General features: G+C 56.7%; 21 protein-coding genes, 2 tRNA genes and 1 pseudogene. 8 read left to right on the top strand and 16 right to left on the bottom strand.

All coding sequences use genetic code 11. The annotated features are described in order from the left end of the window. Nucleotides 1-23 precede the first annotated feature (23 nt). Entirely contained in the window at nt 24-1337 is a 1314-nt protein-coding gene (locus DB51_RS00750) for an MFS transporter (RefSeq protein ID WP_034250721.1), read from the top strand. 78 nt (nt 1338-1415) lie between these two features. Here DB51_RS00750 and DB51_RS00755 read toward each other — a convergent pair whose 3' ends face one another. The 4 genes from DB51_RS00755 to DB51_RS00770 all read right to left on the bottom strand — a co-directional run bounded on the left by DB51_RS00755 (nt 1416) and on the right by DB51_RS00770 (nt 3842). Next, on the bottom strand, nt 1416-1682 hold the full coding sequence (locus DB51_RS00755) for a type II toxin-antitoxin system RelE family toxin (protein ID WP_034250722.1): 267 nt from the start codon (nt 1680-1682) through the stop codon (nt 1416-1418). After that, on the bottom strand, nt 1679-1894 hold the full coding sequence (gene relB, locus DB51_RS00760; protein WP_034250723.1) for a type II toxin-antitoxin system RelB family antitoxin: 216 nt from the start codon (nt 1892-1894) through the stop codon (nt 1679-1681). Before relB ends, DB51_RS00755 begins: the two co-directional genes overlap by 4 nt. A gap of 122 nt (nt 1895-2016) precedes the next feature. Continuing rightward, a complete protein-coding gene (gene trhA, locus DB51_RS00765) occupies nt 2017-2784 on the bottom strand; it encodes a PAQR family membrane homeostasis protein TrhA (protein ID WP_156958167.1) in 768 nt (255 codons plus the stop codon). A 110-nt stretch (nt 2785-2894) separates the two neighbouring features. Next, nucleotides 2895-3842, bottom strand: coding sequence for a DMT family transporter (locus DB51_RS00770; RefSeq protein ID WP_034250724.1), 948 nt, complete (start codon nt 3840-3842; stop codon nt 2895-2897). A 196-nt stretch (nt 3843-4038) separates the two neighbouring features. Here DB51_RS00770 and DB51_RS00775 point away from each other — a divergent pair, with 196 nt between their 5' ends. Then, a complete protein-coding gene (locus DB51_RS00775; RefSeq protein WP_156958168.1) occupies nt 4039-5121 on the top strand; it encodes an NAD-dependent epimerase/dehydratase family protein in 1083 nt (360 codons plus the stop codon). A gap of 101 nt (nt 5122-5222) precedes the next feature. On the opposite strand, the gene DB51_RS00780 is transcribed toward DB51_RS00775, so the two are convergent. Next, complete coding sequence (locus tag DB51_RS00780) at nt 5223-5690, bottom strand: Rrf2 family transcriptional regulator (RefSeq protein WP_034251026.1); 468 nt, start codon at nt 5688-5690, stop codon at nt 5223-5225. 205 nt (nt 5691-5895) lie between these two features. Between DB51_RS00780 and DB51_RS00785 the strand changes: the two genes are divergently transcribed. Both DB51_RS00785 and DB51_RS00790 read left to right on the top strand, forming a co-directional pair. Further along, nucleotides 5896-6747, top strand: coding sequence for an SDR family oxidoreductase (locus tag DB51_RS00785; protein ID WP_034250726.1), 852 nt, complete (start codon nt 5896-5898; stop codon nt 6745-6747). Nucleotides 6748-6846: 99 nt separating this feature from the next. Beyond that, a complete protein-coding gene (locus tag DB51_RS00790) occupies nt 6847-7632 on the top strand; it encodes an alpha/beta fold hydrolase (RefSeq protein ID WP_202961974.1) in 786 nt (261 codons plus the stop codon). A gap of 23 nt (nt 7633-7655) precedes the next feature. On the opposite strand, the gene DB51_RS00795 is transcribed toward DB51_RS00790, so the two are convergent. Continuing rightward, on the bottom strand, nt 7656-9320 hold the full coding sequence (locus DB51_RS00795; RefSeq protein WP_202961975.1) for an MFS transporter: 1665 nt from the start codon (nt 9318-9320) through the stop codon (nt 7656-7658). 51 nt (nt 9321-9371) lie between these two features. Beyond that, nucleotides 9372-10439, bottom strand: a complete 1068-nt coding sequence (gene glsA, locus DB51_RS00800; RefSeq protein WP_051867114.1) for a glutaminase A — start codon at nt 10437-10439, stop codon at nt 9372-9374. Nucleotides 10440-11065: 626 nt separating this feature from the next. On the opposite strand from glsA, the gene DB51_RS00810 reads away from it, so the two are divergent. Further along, nucleotides 11066-12760, top strand: coding sequence for an acetolactate synthase large subunit (locus DB51_RS00810; RefSeq protein ID WP_034251035.1), 1695 nt, complete (start codon nt 11066-11068; stop codon nt 12758-12760). A 39-nt stretch (nt 12761-12799) separates the two neighbouring features. Here DB51_RS00810 and wecB read toward each other — a convergent pair whose 3' ends face one another. The 8 genes from wecB to DB51_RS00840 all read right to left on the bottom strand — a co-directional run bounded on the left by wecB (nt 12800) and on the right by DB51_RS00840 (nt 18167). Continuing rightward, the gene (gene wecB, locus DB51_RS00815) at nt 12800-13927 is read right to left on the bottom strand and encodes a non-hydrolyzing UDP-N-acetylglucosamine 2-epimerase (protein WP_193786461.1); all 1128 of its coding nucleotides are present in this window, start codon (nt 13925-13927) and stop codon (nt 12800-12802) included. A gap of 1 nt (nt 13928) precedes the next feature. After that, nucleotides 13929-15065, bottom strand: coding sequence for a glycosyl hydrolase family 8 (locus DB51_RS00820; RefSeq protein WP_034250730.1), 1137 nt, complete (start codon nt 15063-15065; stop codon nt 13929-13931). 9 nt (nt 15066-15074) lie between these two features. After that, a complete protein-coding gene (locus tag DB51_RS00825; RefSeq protein WP_202961976.1) occupies nt 15075-16388 on the bottom strand; it encodes a glycosyltransferase family 2 protein in 1314 nt (437 codons plus the stop codon). A gap of 18 nt (nt 16389-16406) precedes the next feature. After that, the gene (locus tag DB51_RS10110) at nt 16407-16556 is read right to left on the bottom strand and encodes a hypothetical protein (RefSeq protein ID WP_156958169.1); all 150 of its coding nucleotides are present in this window, start codon (nt 16554-16556) and stop codon (nt 16407-16409) included. Then, on the bottom strand, nt 16556-17035 hold the full coding sequence (locus tag DB51_RS09645; protein ID WP_051867115.1) for a hypothetical protein: 480 nt from the start codon (nt 17033-17035) through the stop codon (nt 16556-16558). Before DB51_RS09645 ends, DB51_RS10110 begins: the two co-directional genes overlap by 1 nt. Then, nucleotides 17032-17418 (bottom strand): hypothetical protein, encoded by a 387-nt coding sequence (locus tag DB51_RS09650; RefSeq protein ID WP_051867116.1) that lies wholly within the window; start codon nt 17416-17418, stop codon nt 17032-17034. Before DB51_RS09650 ends, DB51_RS09645 begins: the two co-directional genes overlap by 4 nt. Before the next feature lie 578 nt (nt 17419-17996). After that, a tRNA-Ala gene (locus tag DB51_RS00835) sits at nt 17997-18069 on the bottom strand. 24 nt (nt 18070-18093) lie between these two features. Continuing rightward, a tRNA-Ile gene (locus DB51_RS00840) sits at nt 18094-18167 on the bottom strand. 416 nt (nt 18168-18583) lie between these two features. On the opposite strand from DB51_RS00840, the pseudogene DB51_RS00845 reads away from it, so the two are divergent. Then, nucleotides 18584-19102 (top strand): annotated as a pseudogene (locus DB51_RS00845) (YgjP family zinc-dependent metalloprotease); the annotation flags it as partial. Between the two features lie 173 nt (nt 19103-19275). Here the strand turns inward: DB51_RS00845 and DB51_RS00850 are convergent. Further along, a complete protein-coding gene (locus DB51_RS00850) occupies nt 19276-20394 on the bottom strand; it encodes a LacI family DNA-binding transcriptional regulator (protein ID WP_034251042.1) in 1119 nt (372 codons plus the stop codon). Between the two features lie 302 nt (nt 20395-20696). On the opposite strand from DB51_RS00850, the gene DB51_RS00855 reads away from it, so the two are divergent. Together DB51_RS00855 and DB51_RS00860 are read left to right on the top strand one after the other, a co-directional pair. Next, a complete protein-coding gene (locus tag DB51_RS00855; protein ID WP_051867119.1) occupies nt 20697-22346 on the top strand; it encodes an ABC transporter substrate-binding protein in 1650 nt (549 codons plus the stop codon). 199 nt (nt 22347-22545) lie between these two features. Further along, nucleotides 22546-23472 carry an ABC transporter permease gene (locus DB51_RS00860; protein ID WP_238548263.1) on the top strand — a complete coding sequence of 309 codons (927 nt, stop codon included), beginning with the start codon at nt 22546-22548 and terminating at the stop codon, nt 23470-23472.

Raw genomic sequence — 23472 nt, forward strand, 5'->3', positions numbered from 1 at the left:
TGGAAAGAAACGGGAGAAGAACGATGCAGGCCGTCAGTCTGTATGCCAGAATCTTTGAGATTCCGGGGACGAAATCATTTTCCGCTGCGGCGGCGCTGGCGCGCTTGCCGATTTCGATGATTCCCCTCGGCACGGTGCTGGCCATCAACAGCATCTACGGTGACTGGACGAGTTCCGGCATCGTGAGCGCACTGAACGTGATCGGCATAGCATCCGGAACGCCGCTCTTCGCAAGACTATTCGACCGCTATGGGCAGCATGCGGTGGGAAGAGTCGCCGTGGTGCTGTCCATCGGCAGCATGCTCGTATTCGCTGTTGCCGTGCTGCTGAGAGCTCCGTTGTGGTTGCTCGTCATCCTGGCCTTCGTGATGGGCGCGACGCAGTTCTCCTTCGGGGCGCTGGTGAGAACGCGCTGGTCATGGGTGCTTGGGCGTTCAGGACATAGTGAACTGCTGACCACGGCCTATGCCTTCGAATCCGCAGTCGACGAGCTGATTTTCATCGTCGGGCCCATTTTCGCCACGGTTCTGGCCACTTCGGTGCACCCGGTCTCACAGCTGTTCGTACCTGCCTTGGCGCTCTGCGTCGGAGGTTTCGCCTTCTTCTCCCTGGTGGACACACAGCCATCCTTCGTGCGGAAAGCATCTGCCGCCGAAGCCGAGACGGTAAGGGAAGCGCGGCATTCAGGAACCAGCGGCCAGAGCCGAGCTGAGGGCCTCGGCAGCGGTGACAAGTCGTTCGGGGCAATCGCCCGTCGACTGCTGCCCTTGTTTCCCGGAGTGCTGTCGGTGATGCTGAGTTACATGCTGCTGAACCTGGCGTTCAATGGCTACGATGTGAGCATTGTGGCCCTCACCAAAGCTCAGGGCAAGGCCGGCCTGGTCGGGGTCATGGTCGCTGTTTTCGCCTCGGGCTCCTTGGTGGGAGGGCTCGTATACGGTTCTCGAAGCTGGAGACGATCACTCTGGACACGCTATTGCGTGCTGCTGTTCCTGTTGGGATTGGGATATCTGTCGTTCCGTCTGGCATTGAGCAATCTGCTGGTGCTCGGATTGCTGCAATTCGTAGCGGGGCTGTTCATCGCACCCACCATCGCCACCTGCAATATGATCGTTCAGCATGCAGTGGCCTCGGAACACCTGACCGAAGGGCTTTCGTGGCTAGGTGCCCTCGGAGCTCTGGGTGCCTCGGCGGGGTCGGCCATCACCGGCGTGGTGCTTGATGCGCACGGGCCCGAACAGGGCTTTGCCATTCCTTGGATTGCTACCCTGATTGCCAGTGCAATAGTCGCTCTGCACATCGTCGTCGGCAGGCACCGGAGGCTGCCGGTGAGGTAAGTCGCTGTAAATATCTTGGCCCGCCTGATATGGGCGGGTTGTTGGCGGACTTGCGTGCTAATTTGTGCGGGTATTCGCTTAGCGGTAGACGGTACTTCGATGTTCGATGCTGAACACATGCACAATGAGTTCGTTGTCCTGGATTATGCACAGGACCCGGTACTTGCCAATACGGTAGCGCCATTCTCCTGCCCTGTTCGCGCTCAGAGGTTTGCCGAAGGCGCGGGGGTTGTCGCAGCCTTCGAGCCGGTCGGTGATCCAGTCGGTGATGATTCTCGCGTCGAAGCGGTCCATCTTCCTGAGTTGTTTGAGCGCGGCCGGGGTCAGACGAACGTGGTAGCTCACAGATCGAGTTCCTTCTTCACCTGGTCGAGGGTGTACCTGGTGCCGTCGTCGGCTTCGATAGCGTCTCGTAGGGCTGCGAGGTCGTGCGCGTCCTCAATCTTCTCGAGCATGGCCGTGCGGGCGAAATCGCTGACACTCATGCCGTGGAACCCGGCATACTCCTTGATGAGTTTTGCATCCGTGTCATCGACTCTCATGGTCATCGTGGTCATCGCCACCACCTCCTGAATACATTGTATTACCGTTCGCGCAACATCCGTGTTTACAGTGAGCTTGAAGAACAGCTAAACCACCAAGTATGTGTTGCACGGTTCCTAGGAATCCTGCGGTATGTTCACACGACCGCTGCCGAGGTGATGGCCAGAAAGGCCGCTACGGCATGGCAGACGTATCCGACGATGGTTCCCGCGTGAAAGACCTCATGATATTCGAACCAGCCGGGGAAAGGATTCGGGCGGCGCATCGCAAAGCAGCATGCCCCGGCGATGTAGGCTGCCCCGCCGACGGCCAGGAGGATAGTGACCGCGTGGCCATGGTTCGGCGCATTCCACAGCAAGGGCAGGAGCAGTACGGCCGTGAGTCCCAGAACCACATAGATGGTGGTGAAGAGCCAATCGTGATTTTCGTGCCATATGGCGTGACACACGGATCCGAGGAACGCCACGGTCCAGATGATGGCAAGGTACGTCCAACGAAGCGGGGTATGAAGCGTGAGCAGGAACACGGTGTTCGTGCCCGCGATGATGATGAAGATATTGGCGTAATCGATCTGACACAGGATGGTATTCATCCGTCGGCCCCAACGGCCTACATGAAGCATGGCGCTGTTGCCGAACAGGAGCATGGTGCTCAGCGCATAAATGGAGGCGCCGATCTTCAGCTCTCCTGAGGGGGCCAGCGCGATCAGGACCATCGAGGCGATGACGCTGACCGGGAACGCCATCAGATGGAGAATTCCCCGCAATCGTGGTTTTTGAATACGATCGGAAATCTGTGTCGTCACCGGAACTTCGCCGGAGGAGCGAATTTGACCGAGTCTGTCCGATGCAGTCACTTTGGCTGCTGGCATTTGGCTGTTGACAGGCCTCGATGCAGTACTCATATTCGCCACCCTACGCTTTGTTCATGTAACGATATGGTGACTTGCTGGCAGTGAAATCAGAGAATCCTGAACGAGCGGTGGGCATAGGTCGTCGACGTTTCCCCAAGGGCTCAGAGGACGTTCGCTCTGGGGCCCGATATGTCCTTGCGGCGCCGGTGCATATGGGGCCGATGCAGCTCCGAAAGTACTATGGCGAAGAAAATGAGCGCGAAGCCGACCAGATTCGTGGGACTGATGTGCTCATGTACCAGCACCACGGAAAACAGCAGGCCGAACAGGCTTTCGGTGCAGAGAATCAGAGAGCCTTGGGCCGCGGGCACCTTGGAGAAAGCAAGATTCTGGAAGTTCTGGGCGACCAGAGTAGATCCGATGATGAGGTATGCCAGAGAGGCGAGCGTGGTCCAACTGAAAGCCGCCGCCTGCGGAATCGGATCGGTGATGAGCGCGCCACCGGTGAAGAGCGTCGCGGCAGTGGCGAATTCGATGAGTGTCAGCATGAGCATGTCGAACTTCTTGGCGAACATTCCCGACAGGACCAGATTGATGGCGAACAGTACCGCGCCGATCAAGGTGAGCGTATCTCCCTGGCCGAGACTGAGACTGGCCCCGACTTTCGGGATGGCGATGAAGCCTACGCCGAACAGGCAGATCATGGCTGCAAGAATATGACGGGCCGCGGGACGTTGCTTGGCGATTATCCACACCAGAAAGGGGACGAACACGCAATACGTTGCGGTCAGAAAGGCGTTGCGGCCGGGTTCGGTCAGCGCAAGGCCGCGCATCTGGAACATGAAGGCTATCCAGTAGGTGAACCCGAGCAGTATTCCCGGTACCAACAGATGCGTCAGGTGCGTTCTGCGAATTCTGCGCCAAAGCAATACCACCATAATGGCCACGCTCAGGCACAGTCGTATCGCCATCATCCATTGCACGGAGAGGGTTTCAAGGGCGATTTTGGAAAAGGTATAGCCGCCTCCCCATGTGGCCGCGGCGATGATGAGCATTCCTCGCGCGGTCCATGGTGAAAGACGCAGTAATTCAGGTTCAGCGGTCCCCACGGTTACGAGTGTAAACGGACGGGTATCGTGACCACGCCGAGATGTCTGGGTTGTTTTCCGCGGTCCGTGAGTTTTCTGTGTCGATGGCATGAAGACCGGTCGCTGCAGCGTGCTCGCGATTCGCTGAATCGGGGACAGGGAAGTACGCTTACGGGCAAATCAGACGATACGCATATCGGTGTGTGACGATTGGAACATGGGATCAGCAATGATGGATATGTCCGTAGATGTATCGGGACTGCCAATCGACACAACCGCACCGGTTCTGGTGACCGGTGCCAACGGCTATGTGGCGAGTTGGGTGGTCAAAGGCCTGTTGGATGCCGGTGTAACCGTGCATGCGGCGGTCCGCAACCCGAAGGATGAGCATAAGGTCGGTCATCTGCTGAGGCTGGCTGAAGGTGCTCCGGGCGAGCTCAGGCTGTTCGCCGCGGATCTGCTCAAGCCCCGCTCCTATGTGAAGGCCATGCAGGGGTGTGCGGTGGTGTTCCATATGGCTTCGCCCTTTGTCCGCAAGGTCTCGGAACCGATGCGTGATTTGGTGAAACCGGCGTTGGAAGGCACCAGAAACGTGCTGAATAGCGCCAGCGAGACCTCCGAGGTCCGTCGTGTGGTGCTTACCAGCTCAGTGGCCGCCATCTATAGCGATGCGGTCGATGTGGAGCGTCGGCCCGGTGGCATCATCACCGAATCCCAGTGGAACGATACTTCCACGACCACGCGTGAGCCATATTCCTATTCCAAAACATTGGCGGAACGAGAGGCCTGGCATATCGCCCGGGCTCAGCATCAGTGGCGTCTGGTGGTGGTTAACCCCGCACTGGTTATCGGCCCGGCATTGAATCCCAGGCCGAGCAGTGACAGCTTTACCATCGTCGAGCAGATGATCGGCGGCACGGGAAGGTTCGGTCTACCCAGAATCGGGGTCAGCGTGGTGGATGTGCGTGATGTCGCCAGGGCGCATATCGCGGCGGCCTTCCTTCCTGATGCCCATGGTCGCCACATCCTTGCTTCCGAGGACACGGACACCTTGGCGCTCGCGAAGAGCCTGAAGCCTCGATTCGGCAACAGCCTGCCCCTGCCTGACAGGGCGATACCCAAGGCGCTGGTATTTGCCGCAGCACCGTTGATCGGCCTCGGTCGGGGATACGTGCGGCGGAATGTCGGGCATGTGCTGCGGGCGGATTCGAGAAAAAGTCGACAGGAGCTCGGTATGCGGTATCGTCCGGCACAGGAATCCATGGAGGACATGGTCCAGAGCATGCTTGGCCGCGACTAAAACAGCCGCAACGAGATAACTGCACTAAAAGTACAGCAATTCGGTCATCTATTGGTGAAAAAGCTGCACTTTTAGTGCAGTTATCTTCGTAAAGAGCCCTGTTAGAGGAACGAAGCGACGATTTCGGCGTTTTTAGGGTCGGTGTTGACGGCTGAAGTGGATATGCTTCGCAGAATGTCCGCGAGTGTGACCTGTTTCATCTCGTTTTCCGCAGCCTGCTGCAGCCGGTCGTACTCCTTTTCGAGGGCCTGCTGGATATTCGCGCCGATGATGCACCGCGGATTGGTATGGTCATCGACCTCGATAAGCCGGGCATCCTCGTTGACGCTGATGAACACGTCGTACAAGGTTATGTCTTCGACCGGTCGGCTCAATGTCGGCTTCGGACGTCCGTTCACCGTATGAATCAGGCCGTGTTGCCGCAACTTGCCCATGATTTTCCGGACGTTCGTCGGGTTCGTTTCTATGCTCGCCGCGAGAATGTCGCTGGTGACCGCATCACTTTCCGAGAACACGGCGATGTAGGCGAGAATGTGCACGGCATCGCTGAGTTGCGTGGAATATCGCATTCCTGTGCCTCCTCTCATGTGCTCGTGTGAGTTCTCTCGAAGTTCGACTATAACCGCACCGCTTCACAGTGACTCGACTTGAGGCGACTTGACTTGACGGAGAGAACTCACTACTATCAGCTGTACATTATAAATATACAGCAAAACACATGTGACGTCTTCTCAACGGGACTTCGGTGAGAGGGCGGTAATGGAGGGGACGACTATGACATATTTGGTAACTGGAGCAACCGGTGGTTTGGGCGGATACGCACTCGAATATCTGAAGAAGATGGTGCCTGTCTCGGACATCATCGCGCTGGCACGGAACGAAGAAAAGGCCGCATCGCTCAGAGGCCAGGGAATCACGGTTCGCATCGGGGATTATGGCGATACGGATTCGCTGAAGGAAGCCTTCAAGGGCGTTGACCGCCTGCTGTTCATCTCCGGCGCTCCGGGCAATCGTCAGGCCGAACATACCAACGTGGTGAACGAAGCCAAGGAGGCCGGTGTCTCGTTCATCGCCTACACCAGCTTTGCCAATGCCAGCAATGTGGACAACATGCTTTCCACGGACCATCAGTTCACCGAGCAGCTGATCGAGCGGTCTGGTATCGCTCACACCTTCCTGCGCAACAACTGGTACCTCGAAAACGAGACCACGTTGTTGAAGATGGCACTCGACAGCGGCGAGCTGGATTACTCCGCAGGCGATGCGACCGTCGGATGGGCTCTGAAGCGGGAATATGCAGAGGCGGCGGCACGCGTCCTGTCCGGACAGCAGGAAACCCCCGATATTCTGGAACTCTCAGGTGAGCCGCATACCTATGGTGAACTGGCACAAGCCCTGTCGAAGGCATCCGGGAAGGCGGTCAGCGCGCGTGACCTTGACGCTGACGGCTTCACGGAGGCTCTGAAAGGCCATGGGCTTCCCGAGGAGGCGGCGCAAGGGATACTCGGCATCCAGCAGCTGATAAAAGCCGGCGATCTCGAGCTGACCTCGGGGGATTTCGAAACAACGCTCGGTCATCCCCTCCTGTCGCTTGAAGATGGCCTCAAGGAAGTGCTGAGTCTCTAGAGAATCCCCTCTTCAGGCAATCCAAACTATGCCATAGGCTGTTGCCCCAAGTGGGTATGCTGCCTATGGCATTACTGTTAGTGAATCTTGGAGGACCACGTGTTGTACAGCGAAGAACGAGGTGACGGCACGCCGCTGCTGCTGATTCATGGTTTCGGTGTGGACCATCGGATTCTCGCATCACTGAGCTCAATGATTGACGACCTGGGTGGTTGGAGGCAGATATTCATCGACCTGCCCGGCCATGGCAAAAGCCCTGCCGAAGATGTCAACAGCTCACAGGATGTCGTTGACGCGGTCGAGAGCTGGATTCGTGGGCATCTGGGAGGCGAGTCCTTCGCGGTGCTCGGCAATTCCTTCGGCGGCATGGTCGCACGTTGCGTCGCCCATGATATGCGTGAGCAGGTCCTGGGCCTTGCAACCCTCGCGGGGGTCTTCGTCAATGACCACGATCAACGGTCGCTGCCCAGGACAACTGTTCTGCACGAGGACCATGAACTCATCGCGTCACTTGGCGCCATGGCCGAGGACTACACGCAGATGGCCGTCGTGCAGAATGCGGAGCATGCCGCGGCATTCGAGAAATATGTGCTTCCGGGCCTGAAATCCTCCGACCGGGAGGCTTTGAAGCGTATATCTGCGCATTACTCGCTGGACCAGGAGCCCGAGGACGCGCATCCCGAGCCCTTCGCGCGACCCAGTCTGTTCATCACAGGACGACAGGACCAGGTGGTGGGATACACCGATGCGTGGAATCGCATCGAGCATTATCCGCGAGGCACATACACCGTGCTCGATGCCGCAGGGCACAATGTGCATCTTGAACAGTCAACGGTCACCGAAGCGCTGGTGCGGGAGTGGCTCAGGAGGATGCGGGAAGACTGAACGACCCTGCATCCTCGGGAAGCTCAGACCTGTTTCTTGATCGGATCGGGATCGGGGATTTCCTCCGGTGTATAGTTGGGCAGTCTGCCTGCGGGAATGATGGCGACACCGCTCAGGGCGGCCATTATCAGGAGACCGGTTTTCAGAGCGGAAAGACGTGCTTGTTCATTCAGCGACACTGCCGCGTCGACCTGCTCAGGGGTAGCGGTCGTCGTAGCAAGCACTTCTTTGAGGTGATCGTTCGACACGAAGTTGGTGTTGTCCAGATCGACCTGTGAAGTCAGGTCCTTCGGTAGGTCGACATTGCTGCCGTCGCTCAGGGCGAGTGTGACGTTGCCTGCGAGCAGACCGACCATCAGTGCTCCGGCGAGTGCCGTACCGACTGCCGAGGCCAGATTCTGCGTCGTGCCTCTGATGGAACCGACATCGCCGGCCAGTTCTTTCGGTGCCGAAGTGACCAGAACGTTGAAAACCAGAGTGACCAGGGAACCCTGTCCAACGCCGAAGATGAACAGTCCCAGAATGGTGGGGAAGGTCTCCCAGTTATTGTTCACCACATATGCCAACCAGAGCAGCGCAAAGGTGGTGAGTCCGAAGGAGAAGACGCCGATCTGACGTGGAGTGAAGCGCTTGTACACGCGAACCACCAGCATGGCGGTGAAGAATACGGTCAGGTTGAAGGGCAGCATCGCCATCGATGTGCTGAATGCGCTTCTGCCCTGGACTATCTGGATGTAGAGCGGAATGGTGAAATTCAGTGCAGCTTCCATGGCGACCACGATGAACATGGCGAATACCGCTGAACGCTCACGTGAGGACTTCAGAATGCCGAGTTCGACAAGCGGCTCCTTGCCTTCGGCGGAACGTTTGCGTGTCCACATGGTGAATAGCTGGACGAGGATGATGCCGACCACGATGAGCAGTGGTGCGGGTGACATGCCGAGGATGTTGAACGGCGCGGAAGACGTGGCTCGTAGCAGACCCCATCCATTGAGATTATTCACGCCCAAGGTGAGCAGGACGATGCCCAAACCTATGAGCGGGGCCCCGATGACATCTATGCTTATCGTCTTGTCGCCGTGATCGCCGCGCAAACGGAAGCTGAATATGAATACGGTGACGGCGAGCACAAGCACGATACCGAATACGGGACGCCAACCGACGAGTGTGGCGAGAGTGCCTCCGATGAGGAATGCGCTCACACCGGAGAGCGCTCTGGCCGAGCCGAGCGAACCGATTGCCGTTGCCTGCTGGGCGCCATGATAGTTCTCGGCGATCAACGCGACCAGGGAGGGGACGATGATCGCGGCCGAAGCACCGGCAAGCGCCTGGGCGACGATGACCCACACCACTGATTGCGCCAATACCATGCAGAGCGCGGAAATGGCGAAAATGCCGACTACGACTCGGAATATATGCACCCAGCCGATGCGCTGCCCGAGTTTGGCGCCGACCATGACCAGGGCGGCCACGACTAGACCGTATGTCACGATAGCTGTTGAGACGCTGGTTGGCGGAACGCCGAAATCTTCGACCATGCCTCCCATGGACACGGGCAAAGCCGCAACGTTGAAGGACATCAGCACCTGTGCGAGGAATAATCCGACCATCGGCACCCAGGAGTTGCGGGTCACCGCCGCGAATTCCGTCGTCACCGGTGCCTTATCTGTTGTTCGTGGTTCCGTCATTGTTCCTCCAGAGGATTGTTCAGAGAACGTTCATCATTGCGGCATCGTTCGCTACTCATCGTTATCCGTGTCTTTCTTTCCTGAATCTGATGATGTGGTCTCGGATGCAGGCGTACCGGGTGAAGAAGCATCGTGTGCAGAGGCAAAGAGATTCAACCCCAGCGCACGTGAAAGATACGCCGCCGCGATTTGGCCTCGTACGCTGTTGCCCGCCTCATCCAAACGAGGTGCATAGCTTCCCACGGCCCCTTTTCCGGGGGCGACGGTGAGCAGGCCGCCGGCGACGCCTGATTTTCCGGGAAGTCCTATTTCCACCAGCCATTCCCCTGAGCGTTCGTACAATCCGGCCGTGGCCATAACGGCCAGGGCGTCGCGTGCGACCTGTTCCCCCACGACACGTTTGCCGGTAACCGGATTCACTCCGCCATCCGCAAGCGTCGCGCCCATAACCGAGAGATCATGGGCGTCAACCAGCAGAGAGCACTGGCGTGTGTAGACGTCAACCGTTTCGTCACTGTCTCCCTTGAGACACCCATAGCCGCTGAGCAGTCTGGCGATACCTTGGTTGCGTTGGTTCGTGAGCGCCTCCGAGCGGTAAACGCCATCATCCAAGGTGAGCGGCCGGCCCGCGAATGCGGAAAGCCCCGACTGAATGAACTCCCACCGTTCTGCGCCGCTGTTTCCGGGGACTCGGGAGGTGGTGGCAATGGCACCGGCATTGACCATCGGATTCAATGGATGCCCGCCGTTGAGTTCAAGGGCCATAACCGAGTTGAAGGGCAGCCCCGTCGCGTTGACGCCAATGGCGGTCAGCACCTCTTCATGGCCAAGCGCCTCGCACACCAGGGCATATACAAAAACCTTCGAGATGGATTGAATCGAGAAGACATGACCATACGAGCCGAGTTGGTGGGTGCGGCCGTTCGTCTCGGTGATCGCTATGCCGAAGACCTCAGGGTCTGCATCCGCCAGTGCGGGGATATAGTCCGCCACCTTGCCCTCATGATGCTGCAACGCACGCTCACATGCGCGTCCAAGAACGCCATCCACCACCGAAACGGCCGGCAGCCTCCCCGTGGCGGCGTATTGTCGAATATCCGAAACATCAAGATCCCACATCGGAACACCTTCCCCCTACAGTGCACACAACAACAGCATAGTTGATTCATTGAGCCTGAAACGTCTTGGTTTCACTGGGTATGGCGTGGCTCGCACGTGTGCAGGAAGATGAGGCCTTGAGCCTGGACGGTTTTCCGCACGCTGCCGGAAGGCGTTATACGGGAGAGGGGGATGGCCCCGGCGAAGAGAAAGAGTGGGGAAACCGGGGCCTTGAATTCAGTATGAACGACCTATCTCAATGGAGCGATGGGGAAAGCATGGAAGCAGCTGACAATCCTGTGACCAATCGGTGAAGCGGGCCCCAGCGGCGCGATGGACGTCGCAAGGCGATGTGGGCGAGGTCACAGTGAATTACGGTCATATGGTGTAGATGGTCATTGTGAAACGAGACGGCAATAGACATAATGAATGATTGCAATCGTCGAATGCCGACCACCGTCCTTGGTATCCGAAGGGACAGGCGCATCGCCATTACCAAGGCATTACAAGGCATTGCCAGGTATTGCCAGGCGCGTTGAGTATGGGTGCGGAACAGGGATTGCCGGTGCACAGGGCACATATGAGGAGGAACATTGGAAGACGCGAGAACCACGGAACTCGATCCGGCGACCGAAGCGAAAGCCGAGGTGAATGCGGAACCGGCGCTTTCCGAGGTTGCGGAGCGGCGCAGGAACACCGCCGACCTCATCGTCGAATGTCTGGTGAACGAAGGAGTCGAGGTTATCTTCGGCATTCCAGGCGAGGAGAACATCACGCTGATGGAGGCTATCGAGCGGGACGGACGCATTCGTTTCGTGCTGACCCGCCACGAACAGGGCGCGGGTTTCATGGCCTCGACCTATGCCTATCTCACCGGAAAACCCGGTGTGTGCCTGTCCACGCTTGGGCCGGGTGCGCTCAATCTGATGCTTCCCGTGGCACAGGCGAATGCCAGCACCACACCTCTTGTGGCAATATGCGCGCAGGGCTCATTGAATCGTCTGTATAAGGAATCCCATCAGATCGTCGATCTCGAGTCGCTGTTCAGACCGATAACGCAATGGACGTCAATGGTGATGGACCCGAATTCCTCACCTGAGATGGTGCGGAAGGCCTTTTCGATGGCCCAACATGCACGGCCCGGCGCAACCTGCCTGATCATCCCCGAAGACGTGGCGGAAAAACCCGTCGATGTGGATGCGCATCCTCTCGCCCTGCCAAGACCCTTGCACACCATTCCCACGGACGGCATCATTCAAGAGGCCGTGGAACTGATACGCAATGCGAAGCACCCCATCATTCTCGCGGGCAACGGCATCTCGCGCTCGCATGCGGAACAACAGCTGATGATGTTCGCCGAGCAGTGCAATGTTCCGGTCGCCACAACCTTCGAGGGCAAGGGCGTATTCCCCGACGACCATCCGAACGCGCTGGGCGTGGTCGGTTTCATGCACCACGACTATGAGAACTTTGCATTCGATACGGCCGATCTGATTCTGGCATTGGGATTCTCCATCCAGCAGTTCGACCCGAAGAAAATCAATCCGCATAACGACAAGACGATTATCCACATCAACACCTTCGTGGAAGATTCCGATGCGCACTACTCCACGGCGTTGAACATCAGGGCGGATATAGGGGCCACGCTGTATGCGCTCACCACCAAACTGCGTGAGCAGAATGTCAGCTTCGACACCAGCCAGCCGAAAATCCGAGAGCTGCTGCATGCCGAAACGATTTCCTGCGCCAACGATCCGGCATTTCCGATGAAACCGCAGCGAGTGGTGTACGACACTCGACGTGCGGTGAGAAGAGACTGGACGACACTGGTCGATACCGGTGCGTTGAAGATGTGGATGGCCCGCCTGTACCCCACGTATCAGACCGACACCTGTCTCATCGACAACTCCTTGTCCACCATGGGCTGGACGCTGCCGGGAGCTGTCGGCGTCTCGATTGCGCAGCCATCCAAACCCGTGCTTGCAGTGATGGGCGACGGCAGTTTCATGATGAATATTCAGGAGATTGAAACGGCGGTCAGGTGCGGCTGCCGTATGGTCGTTCTCGTGTGGGTCGACGAATCATACGGCCTGATCAAATGGAAGATGGACATTCACGCCGGAAAACACGAGTACGTCGATTTCAACAACCCCGATGTCGTCGCGCTCGCGGCCAGTTTCGGCGCCAAAGGTCACGAAATCACCAGTGCGGATGAACTGTATCCGGTGCTGCGCCGGGCCATGTGCAGCGGAAGCGGCGTCGACATCATCGCCTGCCCCGTGGATTACCGCGAGAATATGCGCCTGATCAGTCAACTGGGTGAACTCGACTATACCGACTGAGCCTGCAGCGAGACATGACCGTCGGTAGGGGAGCTGCGGTCACATGCCGGGGTGCCGGAGCTTCCCGGAAATATAGTCCCGGCATATGGCCACGATGCGTTCGGCGGCATGCCCGTCCCCATAGGGGTTTACCGCAGTAGACATCGCCCGGTACTCCCGCTGATCGTTCAGCAGCTCGGTCATGGCGTTGCGCACCGCTTCGGTTTCGGTCCCGATTACCTTGAGGGTTCCTGCCGTGACGCCTTCGGGGCGTTCGGTTGAATCACGCAGCACCAGCACGGGCTTGTTCAATGACGGGGCCTCTTCCTGCACTCCGCCGGAGTCCGTCATGATGAAGTAGCTCTGCGAGGCCAGACCGTGAAAATCGGTGACATCCAAGGGTTCTATCAGGTGAACGCCCTCGACGTCGTCAAAGATCTCGTGTGCCACCTGTTGCACGCGTGGACTCAGATGCACCGGATATATGACATCAAGGTCCGGTGTGGCCAGGACGACATTTCTGATGGCCGTAAAGGTATTCCTCATGGCTTGACCCTGGTTCTCGCGTCGATGCATGGTCAGCAGAATGAATTTGTGCCCTTGAGGAATCGCTTCGAGAACGGGATGATGATAATCGGCATGAACCGTGTATTTCAAAGCGTCTATGGCCGTGTTCCCCGTGATGAAAATCCGTGATTCGGGATGGTGTTCCTGCAGGAGGTTGTCTTTGCTCAGCTGCGTGGGCGCAAAATACAGATCGGCGATGTCGTCGGTGAGCATGCGGTTCATTTCCTCGGGATACGGGGAATACTTATCCCAGGTGCGCAGGCCCGCTTCGACATGACCAACGGGAATCTGATGATAGAAGGCGCTGAGACCGGCCGCCATGGTTGTGGTGGTGTCACCGTGGACCAGAACCAGGTCTGGCCGATGCTCGTCCAGAACCGGATCGAGCCCGAGTATGACTTTGCTGGTGATTTGGGAAAGCGTCTGCTGCCTGGCCATCACCTTCAGGTCGGCGTCCGGGTGAATGTCGAAGATATCCAGAACCTGCTGCAGCATCTCCTTGTGCTGACCGGTCAGCACGACGATGGGTGTGGTGTCCGGGTTGGCATCGATGGCTTTGATAACCGGAGCCATCTTGATTGCTTCGGGCCGTGTGCCGAAGATGGTCATTATTTTCTGCATCCTAATGGTTATCTCCCATCACTGCCATGACGGTTAGCGTGGCATCGTAGTAATTCGTGGTCGTCAGTGTTTCCGTAAGCATGCTCTGCCGGTATGCTTTCAGGCGGCTGTACCCTTGAAAGCGTTCGAGGTTCGCCGCGAAGGTCAGGGGAGCCGTGAAGCTGTTCGAAGTGTAGTCGTTGAGACGGTTGCCTGCCAGCGAATACCCCGCGGTTATGGTCTCCTGAGACTCGAAGAACTTCAGCAGCTTCGAAACGACCTTTCCTGCACGCGAATCGTCGCTCGAAGCCAGCATCATCGGTGTGCGGCATGCGTTCGAGGAATAATCGCCATCGAACTTCGTCGCGACGGTTTTCCCTTTGACCGGTCGGGCGCCGGTGTCCGTCACCCAAGCGAAATCAGGGAGAAGGCCGGTCTGCTGTTGATCGCTCAGATTCACCATGCGATCCAGCATGGCATTGTTCACCGTCGACCATCGAGCGTCGCCCGATAAGGTGTGGAACGCTTCAAAAAAAGTCGGCATGACATCGGAGGTGCGCATCAGATTGTAGTATTCGGACTGCTTGTCGGCCCAGTTGCCGACGGTGAGCGTTTGAGTCTCTGTGTTGTATTCATACGCGAGTATGTCGTCAATCAGTTTGCGTTCGATTGACTGGTAATAGCTTCTGCGGCCTGGCCAAGACGAACTGGCCAGATGAAGGCTGTATGCAATGTAGAGATCGCCATCGGTCGCGCTGTTGGCATGGCTTTTCCAGGTCTGATTGTTCTTCTCGAGCTTCCACTGCATCAGGTAGGTCTCGGTGTCCCGATGCTCTCCGACGACATCACGGTGTTCGAGATAGAAGTTCAGCAGGTCATCGAAGTTCTGTTGTGTGGCCCAGCCTTTGCCGCCTGCAATGGCGGTGAGATACATGCCGTAACCCTGCCCTTCGGAGAGCGCCACGGGATTGGATCTGTCGTTGCTGGTGTTGATGAAAGCCTGATTCCCGCTCTCCTGCATCACGTATTCCTGTTGCCATTGCCTGTACAGTTTGTGCTGCATGCCTGTGGTGCTCCCAACCCGCACGAATATCATGGTGGCGATATAGGCGATGGTGATTACGGCGGCCAAGGTCCACATGAGTGATAGGCGCTTCATCCAAACCCCCTAGTTGTTGAATCTTTTGGTTTTCACCCAGACACTGCCATCCCTGTGGAACAGGGCGTCCAGGCCCACGGAAATCACGGCATGAAGTGAGACGATGATGAATAATTGCGAATACGTGAAATACGATGCCAAGGCTATCCATATCTGATTGGTGGTGGCCTGCCCGAATTGCGTGGACATCGCTATCGATATCTGCAGCAGGTACAGGATGATCATCAGCAACCAATTGATCAGCAGCACTTGCATGATCGCCGTGTTGTTCTCACCAAAGGTGAATGGGATTGATAATGCGGGATTGAACGCTCTGGCTATGAGAAAAGCGATGTTGGAGAGGAAGATGATATTCGACAGCACTATTGCCGCGTCGAACCAGAAGAATGTTGCCGAGTAATACATCACCTCAAGTTTGACCCGCCAATTGCTGCGATTGAAGAGATGCTTGAAGTTGTGGATAACCACCTGGTAATTGCCCTTCGCCCAGCGCAGGCGTTGAAAATAGTAATCGTGCAGGCGTTCTGGCTCCTGCTGGAAGGCTTCGGAGTTATATGCCAGAGCAATCAGCTTGCCGCTTTGCATGATTTTGAAGGAGATGTCCGTATCTTCGGTAAGTGCTCCGTCGCTCCATCCACCAATCGATTTGGCGAAATCGCGATTGATGATGAAATTTGTTCCGGGGATGCGTCCGATTTTGAACATATGCCATATCGCGCAGTGCTGTATCCTCTGGGTGACGACGATTTCCTGATTGATGCATTTCGTCAGAAAATTCTGTTGCGCGTTTCTGGTCTTGTTTCTGCCGAACACAGCCATGTATCGTTCCGGATTCTCGATGGCTTTTCTGACCAGAAAGTACAGGGCGTTCTTCTCGGGCATCGCATCGGCGTCATACACGCCGATGTATTCTCCCTGGGCCATCGGCAGTGCGTCATTCAAGACGCCGGCTTTGCCTCCTGTCCCCACCCTCTCGATGATTTGGACGTCTCGATTACGGTATTCGGGCAGGTTCGCTACCTGCCTCATCGCCTCCGCGGTCCGATCGTTGCAGTTGTCCGCGAATAGCAACAGCTCGACCTGTTCGGGAGGATAGTTGAGTTCCAGAATCGCTCGAACCGTCTGGGCGATAACTATTTCTTCGTTATGCGCCGGGACGACGATCGTCACTTTGGGGTAGGAAGGCAGGGCTGTGACGAAAACCAGTTCCTTGCTCTGCTGCAACCAGAAATGAACGGCTCCTGCAAGGGTGGTCATGGATACCAGCAAGGATATCCATATAGTGATTAACGCGAAAATCATGAAAGCTTCTGATATCACCATACTGTTACCTTGTCGTCGTCATTCTGTGGTCTGATCGAGCTTCTGCTGTTGCAGCATCGATCGTTCAACCCGAAAATAGATAATCCATTGGCACGCGAAAAAAATCACCATCGCTACTGAGAACAGCGCGGTAATCAGCACGGCGACCCACCAGAATACTACAATCATCAGGAGCGCTCTCCTTGCAGATACTCGACCACTAGATCCGTTTCCATCTGACGACGCAGCTGGTTGAGGGTCTCGTCGAGAGTCGGATATTGCGTGACGTTGGCATCATCGATTACCACCTTTCCCCATTTGAACTGGGGGACGGCTTCCAGGCAGCGCACCTGATTCAGCTGTTCCTTGGTGTATGAGTTCCGCTTCTCGTATGTCTCGGTGGAGAGCTGATGCGAAATGATCAGAAAGGTTCCGTGGCCGAGATAGTACAGTGATTCGGAAGGCAGACGACTGTCCTTCAGCACTCTGGCCATCTGCCTGAGTGCTTCGTCGTAATCAGCGGGATGGAATTGTTTGAACTGAGTGTTATGCGCCCAGTGAATCGCGGTAACGGTGAACGAAAGCTCCAGATCGATGTCATCCTTAATGAAACGGGTGGCTTTGAGGTACATCTTGCTGGCGTTGTGTTCCGTTTGCAGTTTTGTCACTTGGTCGTAGTGCTGGGTATATCTCTCGATGTCATGCCGATTGACATTGATCCAGCCGAAGCGGATGACAATGAACCACCGAGCGCCATGAGACCGGCGCTAATCGGAAAGACCGCGAGAAGCACGATTTTTGACGCGAGCGATACGGGAACGTCTCCCAGTAGCAGAATGGCTCCACCGATAGTGGTGAGCAGCAGAATCACCCACGTCGACACGACATTGGGAAGCAATGCGCCCGTAGCCAGACCGATGATGAGCAGAACGACTGTGGCAAGAGATATCTCGGGCGTGAGGAGTTCGACGTAATACAGGGCTATCGTAATCGCTGAAAGCACGATAAGCAGCGTCACGATGCCGGATGTGATGATATGGCTTTTTTTCAAAACGGTTTCTCCTCATACGTGTTGTTGCCAATTGCAGGCAGACATGCCATTGGGGTAGCGGCCACCAACTGGCAAGACCTGGGAACGCGCTGAAGCAGTTGCTCTGCGTGTCAGCGCTGCGGTTGACTGCTAATTGAACTCGGTTCTGAGACTGAGCATCGTGGACTCGATCTTCCGTGTGAAGCTTCTGCGTGCGATGGATACTGTAGAAGCAGGGATACAGTATCCCGAAAGGATTCGTTCACACACCGCCATGGTTCCCGAGGCACAGTTGCTGTCTTGAGAAATCCTGGTGTGCTTGTTGCCATATTGCATAACCAGCTAACAATATTGACCGTGGTGTGCTTGCATATGCATGTTATCCGCCCAACCGTAACCGTGCATCACGAATAGTATCTGAAACTTGGTTTCTAGATTTATAGTACACCAGCCCGAGACAATTTCGGTGCTTGGGGTAGTTACTCTCATAACGATATGGGGCATATTTCGAAGTTCTGCAAACGTCACATCCTGGGAAGATTACAGTCGGAGAAACCATAAAAAACCTCGGAAAACTGGTGTTTCCGAGGGGTGAACTGTGGAGCTAGCCGGGTTCGAACCGGCGACCCTCTGCTTGCAAAGCAGATGCGCTACCAGCTGCGCCATAGCCCCGAAATCTGTTGCGAGAATATCGCGTGGGCCCGGGAGGACTTGAACCTCCGACCTCATCCTTATCAGGGATGCGCTCTAACCACCTGAGCTACGGGCCCAACTACGCATGACTTGAAAATCACACGACTGCCCACAATAGTGGCACTTTATTGAGATGTCAATTTGTGTCGCATGAGAGGCTGCAATCGGTGTGTTGCCTGCCGTGACGAGCTTTGTGGCGTCTGTGGCAGCGCCGAGAGATGTTGCCGGCAATGGCTCTGCCGCGGTACGGCCGGAGCCATCCAGAAAACATCCAGAAAACACAGGCCGGCGGGGCGCCCGTGAAGCTCGTATACATATACGGCACCTTTGCATACAGTCACGTTGCCGTCATGCAAGCGGTATCCAGTCCTTGCGGGAAGATATCGGTATGTCAAGCGCTCCACGGCCACAAGCCTCATACTCCGGCCGACGTGGGTACAAACAGTCTCAGATGCGGTGGAAAGCCGAGACGATTCAGGTCAGCCATGGCAGAGTCAAGAATCTGTACCTGCGAGTCAAGCCGCCGGACGGCCGAATCGAGATTACAGCGCCTCTGAGGATGCCGGATCATGCGATTCTTGAGTTCGTTGATTCCCGTGAATCCTGGATACGCAAGACGCGGAACAGGCTTTCCGCCGCCATGAGTTCGGTGCCTCCGGAGGGGAAGCCCGAGTGGGACGAGGCCGCCGTCGACCGTGCCAAGTCAAGCATCAATGCACGCCTTCCGGAGCTGCTGCAGCGGTGGGTTCCTGTGGTCGGACGTGAACCGTCCTCGATTTCCTTGAGGCTGATGACCTCGCGCTGGGGTTCCTGCACTCCGGCAACGCGAAGGATTCGCCTCAACGTCGAGCTTGCTCGGCTGGACCCCAGGTTTCTGGAGTACGTGCTGGTGCATGAGCTGACTCATCTATATGTGCACGGGCATGGTCCGGAATTCCAACGGCGTATGGATATGTATCTTCCGCAGTGGAGAATGCTGAGAAAAGAGCTCAATACCCATCTCATCGTGTGAAATCAACCAAGGTCACACTCGAATTGCGCCCATCTTGCGTTTGTGTAGGGATTTATCCTTATACGCGACATATTGAATGAGGAGACCGTTGATATTTCAACGGTCTCCTCATTGATTTAGCTTCGTGTACTGTCAAATCCCTACACAAACATTCAGTGGAGGACAATAACCCTCTACACAGCGCCCAAGGGGCCTTCGCAGCTCTCTCTCAGTAGGACGTGCACCGGCATTTCGGTGGAGTAGGGCGGATCGTCAGGGTGCTCGATACGTTTGACGACGGTGCTGACTGCGGCCCGGCCGAGATTGACCATCGGCTGGCGCACCGTGGTGAGCCGCGGGTGTGAGGTGTCGGACTCCTCGATACCGTCGAAACCGGTGACGATGACGTCTTCGGGGACGTGAAGTCCTGCCTGCGTGAGGGCGTCGAGTGCACCCAGAGCCATCTGGTCGTTGGCACATACCAGTGCCTGGGGGAGGTCTCCGCGTGCGATGAGGTCATTGGTGATGTTCTTCGCCGTGGGCCTGGAGAATTTCCCTCGGTAGATGGGAATGGATTCAGGGCTGATGCCCTTTGCCGCGAGGCCCTCCTGAAAGCCCACATACCGCTTGTGGTTATCGGGGGAATCATCCGGTCCGGCCATATATATGAAGCGACTGACCTGATGCGCGTCGACGAGATGCTCGACCAGGGTCTTCATGCCTTTGCGATTGCTGACACGGACGAGGTCCATCTTGTTTTCGCCGCCGATTGGCGCGTCCGCGACCATGACCAGGGGGATACGTGAATACAGCGATTCCACGAGCCTGTCCGGTACGCTCCTCGCCAGAATAATCAGGCCATCCACTTTGCCGATCATGTCGTGAACCAACTGGTTGACATCCGACTCGCCACGGCCCAAACCGATGCTGACCATCAAGGACAATCCCTGGCTCCACGATTCGAGTTCGCAGCCGCGAAGCACATGGTCGAAGTAGAGCGAGTCGCGGTGGCTTTTCCCTACGACCTGCCGGTCAACGGATATTTCTGCGGTGTCGTGATTCATGAGTTCGAAATCACCCAGTGTCTCGAGTTCGTCGACATTGGGGAGCACCAGCCCTATGATGCCTGTTCTGCGTGCTGCAAGACTTCGCGCGCTGCCGCTGGGCACGTATCCGAGCAGCTGGATGGCGGCCTCGATGGATTCGCGCGTCGTCTGCCTGACGCTTTGCGGTTTGCGGAGCGCTCGCGAAACGGTGGCGATGGACACTCCCGCCTGTTCCGCCACATCATAGACCGTAGGTTTCTTGGCCACGTCGCCCTCCAAAACCAGTTTTCATACATTTCTTTCACGAATGAGCATAACAATAGCGCTTAATTCGCGTTCGTGAGAGCGCTATCATTCGGCGTGTCGAGAAGGTTAGGTTACAGAAACGTTGAAAAATCAACACTTCAAGCAATGTAAGAAAATGTAAATTCATCGACTTGCGCAACTCAATGTAAGCGCATACAGTTGTTTCAAGTCAAGGCTGGTTACCCACGTGGTTTCGGTGACCGGTAGACGCGCGTCGGGTAACTCACCGCGCATCCTTGTCAACGAGGACAGAAAGAACATCAATGATGAAGAAGAGAATCGCAATGCGGATCTCCGCAGCGCTGGTAGCCGCCGCAACCTTGTTCGGCGTAGCAGCATGCGGAAACAGCACCGCAACTAGTTCAGGCGACGGAAGTTCAAGCTCCGAGCTGCTCTTTGGGGGAGACAGCGGAAGCCCTACTTTCGTGCGCAACTTCAACCCATTCTCGACGAGCAAGCGCATCGGCATCAATTTCATGTACGAGCCGCTTGAGGTCGTCAATGCCATAGACGGCACCTCAACCCCATTCCTGGCCACCGGCCATAAAATCGTCGATCCCCAAACGATCGAATACACCGTTCGCGACGGCGTCAAGTGGTCCGATGGGACCGCTTTCACGGCAAAGGACGTTGTCTACACCTTCAACCTCATCAAGAAGAACGCCGCACTGGACACCCTTGGCGTCTGGCAGCACCTGGACTCCGTGGAGTCCTCGGGCAGCACGGTGACCTTCCATCTCAAGACCGCTGATGTTCCGGCCGTGACCATCATCAACCAGCAGCTGATCGTTCCGGAGCACATCTGGACGAAGGTCAGCGATCCCGTCAAGTGGACCAACGAGAACCCCGTTTCAACCGGCCCATACCAGTTGGATACCTTCACTCCCAACCAGTACACGCTGAAGAAGAACACCAGCTACTGGCAGAAGGATAAGGTCGCGGCCGAGAAGATCGTGCTCCCCGCCTCCAACAAGCAGCTCGATCTGGTCAACAAGGGCTATGACTGGGCATATTCGTACATGACCAACGTGGACAAGACCTGGGTCGGCGCCAACAAGCAACACAACCACTACTGGTTCCCTCCGGGCGGCACCGTCTCGCTCTTCCCGAACCTCACCAAGGCTCCTTATAACGACGTCAACTTCCGTAAGGGACTGAGCTACGCCATCGACCGCAGCAAGATCGCCAAGGATGCCGAGGAAGGATACGTCGAGGGGGCAACCCAGACGGGTCTGCTTCTGCCCAACCAGGAGAAGTGGATCAACACCTCCATCGCCAACAAGGGCAACATCGACCAGGACAAGTCGACCGCGCTGGACTACTTCGCCAAGGCCGGATACACCGAGAAGGACGGCAAGCTCGTCGACTCGAACGGCACTCAGCTGGTGCTCAACATCACCGTACCGAACGGATACACGGACTGGCTCCGTGGCGTCCAGACCCTGCAGTCCCAGCTCTCCGCCCTGGGTATCTCCGTGAAGCTGACCCAACCTCAGCCCGCGGCCTACACTCAGGCACAGAACAACGGTGACTTCGACCTGATCGTCTCCTCCTTCGGTGGCAGCGGCAGCATCTTCCAGGACTACAACAACCTGCTCAACAGCGAGTTCGCGCTTCCTGTCGGACAGTCCACGACCGCCAACTTCCAGCGTTACAAGAACGACGACACCGACAAGCTCCTTGCCGAGCTCAAGGTGGCCACTTCCGAAAGCGACCAGAAGAAGATCGTCGACCAGCTCCAGAGCGTGGTCTACGACCAGGTGCCTGTGGTCGGTATGTTCTACGGCGGACTCTGGGGCCTGTACAGCACCAAGAAGTTCACTGGTTGGCCAAGTGCCGACAACCCCTATGCTCCTCCGAGCACATGGACCCAGGCCAACCTCTTGATCGTCACCAACCTCAAGAAGGCCTGACACCAGGTCCCCTGATTCTCGGTGCCCGCTCCATCACCTCCGGGTGGGCACCGTTGGATTGCAACGGGTGGTGTCGATGGTTGAGCAGTCGGGAAGCCATCATTCACCGCCCGTGTTTTAATGCCAATACGCGAAAGGTCATCTCGTGCGTTACTTTCTAGGGAAAATCGGTTTATTCCTGCTGACACTGTGGGCTGCAGTGACTGTCAATTTCATACTTCCGAGGATGATGCCCGGTTCGCCTGCTGATGCAGCAATAGCGAAACTCGCACAGAACGGCCCGGTAACCCCGGCGCTTCGTGCTTCGATCGAAGCACAGCTCGGTGTGCCGAAAGGCAACCTTCTCAGCCAGTACTTCCAATACCTCAACAATGTGGTTCACCTGAACTTCGGTGTTTCCTACAGCAACTTCCCCGCCAATGTTTCCGACCTCGTCGGCGCCGCTCTGCCTTGGACGATTACTCTGGTCGGTGTCGTGACCATCCTGTCCTTCGTCATCGGAACAGTGCTCGGCGCTGTGATGGCCTGGAAGCGCGGAAGCGCAGTGGATGCGACCGGCAGCGTAGGAAGCTCGTTCCTGTCGGCATTCCCTCCATTCTGGCTTGCGCTTATGCTGCTGTACTTCCTGGGATACGTCACCGGATTGTTCCCGACATCGGGTTCGTATTCCGCCAGCGCGGTTCCTGAATTGAGTTTCGCCTTCTTCTCAGACGCCCTCTACCACGCCATCCTTCCCGGCCTGACCATTCTCATCACCTCACTCGGTGGCTGGATTATGGGCATGCGCAACACGATGATCAGCACCCTCGGTGATGACTACGTGACATTCGCCGAAGCCAATGGTCTGCACCAGAATACGGTGATGCTGAAATACGCGGCCCGTAACGCTCTGCTGCCAAACCTCACATCCTTCGGCCTGGTGCTTGGCGGCGTCGTCGGTGGCTCCTTGCTGGTGGAACAGGTCTTCAACTACCCCGGCGTCGGTCTGCTCCTTTTCCAAGCCGTTACCAACCAGGATTACCCGCTTATGCAGGCGTTGTTCCTGATGATTACCGTGAGCGTGCTCATCGCCAACTTCATCGTTGATGTGCTCTACGGCGTGCTCGATCCAAGGACCAGAAGGTGA

The sequence above is a fragment of the Bifidobacterium crudilactis genome (assembly GCF_000738005.1).
GTDB lineage: Bacteria > Actinomycetota > Actinomycetes > Actinomycetales > Bifidobacteriaceae > Bombiscardovia > Bombiscardovia crudilactis.